General features: G+C 72.2%; 3 protein-coding genes. 2 read left to right on the top strand and 1 reads right to left on the bottom strand.

The window, feature by feature from the left end:
* Positions 1 to 84: 84 nt before the first annotated feature.
* The gene (locus ACFUJR_RS16130) at positions 85 to 1,824 is read right to left on the bottom strand and encodes a stealth family protein (protein ID WP_383181071.1); all 1,740 of its coding nucleotides are present in this window, start codon (positions 1,822 to 1,824) and stop codon (positions 85 to 87) included.
* A 195-nt stretch (positions 1,825 to 2,019) separates the two neighbouring features.
* On the opposite strand from ACFUJR_RS16130, the gene ACFUJR_RS16125 reads away from it, so the two are divergent.
* Together ACFUJR_RS16125 and galE are read left to right on the top strand one after the other, a co-directional pair.
* Positions 2,020 to 3,600, top strand: a complete 1,581-nt coding sequence (locus ACFUJR_RS16125) for a glycosyltransferase family 2 protein (protein ID WP_383181068.1) — start codon at positions 2,020 to 2,022, stop codon at positions 3,598 to 3,600.
* Positions 3,601 to 3,619: 19 nt separating this feature from the next.
* A complete protein-coding gene (gene galE / locus ACFUJR_RS16120; protein ID WP_383181065.1) occupies positions 3,620 to 4,606 on the top strand; it encodes a UDP-glucose 4-epimerase GalE in 987 nt (328 codons plus the stop codon).
* Positions 4,607 to 4,783: the final 177 nt, after the last annotated feature.

Raw genomic sequence — 4,783 nt, 5'->3', positions numbered from 1 at the left:
GGGGGGGTGGCGCAAGAAGGAGGGGGGTGTCCCCTTCTCCGCTTGGCTGGGGGGGGAAGTCCCCCACTCTCGTTCCCGCGCGCGCTACGGCTTCTTCTCGTACGGACTCGGCACCGGGAAGTACGCCTCCAGGAAGGGCGTGATCAGGTCCTTCTGGTCGGTCACGTCCTGTTCCGTCGACACCGTGTCGTTGACGCAGAAGACGGCCTTGTCACGGCTGGCGAGCAGCCGGCCGAGGCGGGTCTCCGTCCACGGGTGCGTCAGGTCCAGGTACGCGTACGGCAGCTGGGACGGCACCGCCCGCTGGGTGTGGAAGGCGTAGTAGTGGTGCAGCGACGACGAGATGGAGATGTCGTCGATGCTGCGGAACCTGCTCGCCTCGGTACTGCGGTACTCGGCCTCGAACTCGGTCTCGATCTCCGTCAGCACGCTGCGGCGCAGCGCGTGCGGCATGTGCTTCATCTTCTGCACCAGGACGGCGCCGTAACGCTCCTCGATCAGGCGCCGGTTGTTCTTTCCGGCCGCGGCGACCGGCGGGTCGTCGACGGTCCGCTCGCCGAGCGGCACCAGGGCCGGGGACGGGAAGAACTTGGTGAGCCCGTTGGAGTGGAAGAAGTCCTGCGGGGTGACCTCGTTGCCGAGCATGACGTCGTCGTTGAAGTAGAGGAAGTGCTCGGAGAGCCCCTCGATGTGGTGGAGCTGGCTCTCGATCGCGTGCGAGTTGAACGTCGGCAGCAGGTCGGGGGAGCGGAAGACGTCCTTGTGGCTGACCACCTTCAGACCGGGGACCTCGGTGTCCAGCCAGTCGGGTTGCTGGTCGTCCGTCACCAGGTAGATCGTGCGGACCCACGGCGCGTACATGTGCAGCGAGCGCAGCGAGTAGCGCAGCTCGTCGCGGCTCAGGTAGCGCGCCGCGTTGGCGGCCTCCGCGTGGTACGCCTCGCCCGAGAACTCGGCGCGGCGGCGCAGCCAGGCCGGGTCGGAGCCGTCCACCCAGGTGTAGACGACGTCGATCGGGAAGGTGACCTCGTCGGTGTGGACGACGGCCGTCTCCGCACGGGCCGGGACCCGGGCCGCGTCGGCCGACTCGCGGGGCGCGAGGCTGGTGAAGTACGACTCGGGGACGGTGACGGTCTCGCCACGGAGCGGCAGGGCGGAGGCGATCTTGCCGGGCCTCGGTGCCAGTAGCTCGCCGTCCTCCTCGTGCCAGAACTCCACGTCGCAGCCGTACCGGTCACCGAGCTTCAGGAGCTGCGTGGGATCGGTGTGGTACCAGGTGAGGCGCAGCACGTCGGCGTCGCGCAGCCGCTGCCAGGTGGCCGCCTCGAAGCCGGGCTGGGAGGTCGCCGAGACGGCGCTGCTCCCGCCGACCGGGGCGACGTAGCCCGGCAGCCGGTTGCAGGTCTCGGTGAGCGCCGTGATGACGGCGGCGCGGTCCTCCGCTCGTACGGCCACGGCGGCGGCGGTGTCCGACTGGCTCCGTACGCAGAAGTGCTCGATCCCCGCAGCCAACAGCGCGGCCAGGACGGCGTCCAGGTTCGCGCGGCGGGCTTCGAGTGGGGTGATCCCGGCGGAGACGAGCGCGACCTTCGGCTCCCGGCCGACCGTGATCACGGCGCGGTCCGCGGACGCGGTGAGCGCTTCGTACCGCTTGGCCACCCGGTCGCTGCGCCGCCGCTCGGCGGCGGCGGAGCCGTTCGCGATCCGGATCTTCAGACGACGGCGGACGTCGGCGTCGACCTGCCGGACGATGGCCTTCCGCACGCGTTCCGGTATGGCTCGGCGGTAGACCCCAAGCAGCCGGGGTGCCTCGGGATTGCGCACTGCGGTCGACTCCTGAACCTGGTCATACGGACATGTGAACGTATCCAGTATGACGGGTGACGACCCCCTTCCGGCGGGGTCCGGACCGGCCCCGGGCGAACGAAGCCCGGCGCGCCATCCGGTGGGCGCGCGTCCCGTAGGATCCCCGATGTGAGTAGCGTCACCCCTCCTCAGGTAGCGGGCAAACTCGGTGTCGTGGTAATCGCACACAATGACGAGACCCTGGTCGGCGAGGCGATCCGGTCCGTCCTCGACCAGGGACCCGTGGTCGCCGAGGTCGTGGCCGTCGACGACGGCTCCAGCGACGGCACGGCACGGGTCCTGGACGAACTGGCCGCGCTCCACCCCCGGCTGCGCGTCGTCCACCGCACGGTGAACAGCGGGGGCTGCGGCACCCCGCGCAACGACGGCGTCCGCGCGGTCACCGCGCCCGTGGTGATATTCCTCGACAGCGACGACATCCTTCCCGCGGGGGCGGCCGAGGCGCTGGTCGCGGCGGCCGAGCGCCATCGCGCCCCTGTCGCCGTCGGCGCGTGCGTACGGCGTGAGCTGCCCGAGGGCCGCGACGTGCGCTGGCAGCCCGCGCTCTACCACGAGCCTGCCCTCCTGGAGACGGCGGCGGACCTCACCCCGCTGGTCCACGACACGCTCTGTGTCAACAAGGTGTACGACCGGGCCTTCCTGGCCGAGCACGGCATCAGCTTCCCCGAAGGCCACTGCGTCTACGAGGACTTCCTCTTCACCGCCCGCGTCCTGGCCGCCGCGCCCCGCGTCGCCGTGGTCCCCGACACGGTCTACGTCTGGCATGTGCGCCGCGCCGCCGCCCATCTGTCCATCTCCCTCGACCGCGACGGCGTCACCAACTGGCAGGCCAGGATCGCCGCCCACCGCACGGCCGTCGAGACCTTCGAGGCGGCCAGCCGTGCCGAGCTCGCCGCCGCCTGCCGTACCAAGTTCCTCGAACACGACCTGCGCCTGTACGCCCGCGAGCTGAGGCGGCGCGACGCCGCGTACCGGAGCGAGTGGTGGGCGGCGACCCGCGAGCACCTCAAGGCGTTCGACGAGGGCGACCTCGCCGCGGCGACGGCTCCCGCGCGCTGGATGGCCCGCTTCATCCTGGCCGCCGACGAGCCCAGGGATCTGACCCGGCTGTCGCGGCTCGCCGCCGACCCGGCCCGGCTCCTCCCGCCGTACGCCCGCAGCGGGGGCGCCGCCGTCTGGTCCGACGACCTTCCCGGCGCGGAGCTGGACGGTGTCGACACCCTGCCCCCGGCGGCCCTCCCGCTCGTCGTCGACGCCGATCTGCACGGCCGCGGCCGCTGCGAGCTGCGCTTCACGGTCCGCGATCTGTACGGCAGGCTGACCACGGCGGTACCCCGTACCGCCCAGGTCTCGTTCCTGCCCCGCGGCTCGGACGTCTCCGTCCGCACCGAGCGGGCCGAGCTGCGGGAGGTGGCGGGCGGCTGGACCGGCAGCGTCCCGGCCGGACTCACCGCCCTCGCACGGGCGGGCCGCCGCCGGGAGGGCGGGGGCATCCAGCTCTGGGACCTGCGGATCGCGGTGAGCTGCGCGGACGGCGCGTCCTTCACCACCGCCCTGCGGCTGCCGGAGGAGCGCCAGCGACGCCGGGTCCTGCCCAGCAGCCGGTACGGTGTACTGCTGGTGCAGCAGTACACCACGGCGAACGGATCGCTCGCGGTGCGGATCGCACCGGGTGTCCGTGACGGGCTCCGGGCCGTCGCGGCCAGGCTCCGCAGGCTCTCCCGCGGTACTTAGCGAAAGGGATTTGGGCGTTATGACCTATCTGATCACCGGTGGCGCCGGATACATCGGCTCGCACGTGGTCCGCGCCATGACGCAGGCGGGGGAGCGGGTCGTCGTCCTCGACGACCTGTCCACGGGCTACGCGGAGCGGGTCCCGGAAGGCGTTCCCCTGGTGGTCGGTTCGACCCTGGACCGCGACGTGCTCGACCGGACCATCGCCGAGCACGGTGTCACGGGCGTCGTCCACCTCGCCGCGAAGAAGCAGGTCGGCGAGTCCGTCGAGCAGCCGCTGCGCTACTACCGCGAGAACGTGCTGGGCCTCACCGTCCTCCTGGAGGCCGTGGCCGCCGGCGGCGTGCGCAACTTCCTCTTCTCCTCCTCGGCCGCCGTCTACGGCATGCCCGACGTCGACCTCGTCACCGAGGAGACGCCCTGCCTGCCGCTGAGCCCGTACGGCGAGACCAAGCTGGCCGGCGAGTGGCTGGTCCGCGCGGCCGGCAAGGCCCACGGCATCTCGACGGCCTGCCTGCGCTACTTCAACGTGGCGGGCGCCGCGACCCCCGAGCTGGCCGACACCGGTGTCTTCAACCTGGTCCCCATGGTCTTCGAGCGGCTCGACGCCGGTGAGGCCCCGCGTATCTTCGGCGACGACTACGCCACCCCGGACGGCACCTGCGTCCGCGACTACATCCATGTCGAGGACCTCGCCGACGCGCACCTCGTGGCCGCGCGGAAGCTCGCCGAGTGGGCCGCGGCGGGCGAGCCGCGCGATCTGACGGTCAACATCGGCCGCGGCGAGGGTGTCTCCGTCACCGAGATGATCGACCTGATCAACGAGATCACCGGCCACTCCGGCGCCCCGCTCGTCACCCCGCGCCGCCCCGGCGACCCGGCCCGTGTCGTCGCCTCCGCCGCCCGCATCGCCACGGAGCTCGGCTGGAAGGCCCGCCACGACGTCCGCGACATGATCGACTCCGCCTGGGCGGGCTGGGTCGCCCGCCGGGGCGCCTTCGCCTGATCCGGCACCGGTACGCGAGACGGAGGGAGGGCCGCCGGTCACCGGCGGTCCTCCCTCCGTCGTCCCGGGACTCGCAACCCGCCCTGGGCCCCGTCGTCGAAGTCTCGCCTGGCCCGCGACGCCCGGCACCGCACCTCGCCGCGTTGTCGGAGCACCCGAGTACGTCCAGTGGTCGGG

The sequence above is a fragment of the Streptomyces sp. NPDC057271 genome (genome assembly GCF_042668715.1).
Taxonomy (GTDB): Bacteria; Actinomycetota; Actinomycetes; order Streptomycetales; family Streptomycetaceae; genus Streptomyces.
This window is presented reverse-complemented; position numbering and strand designations above follow the sequence as displayed.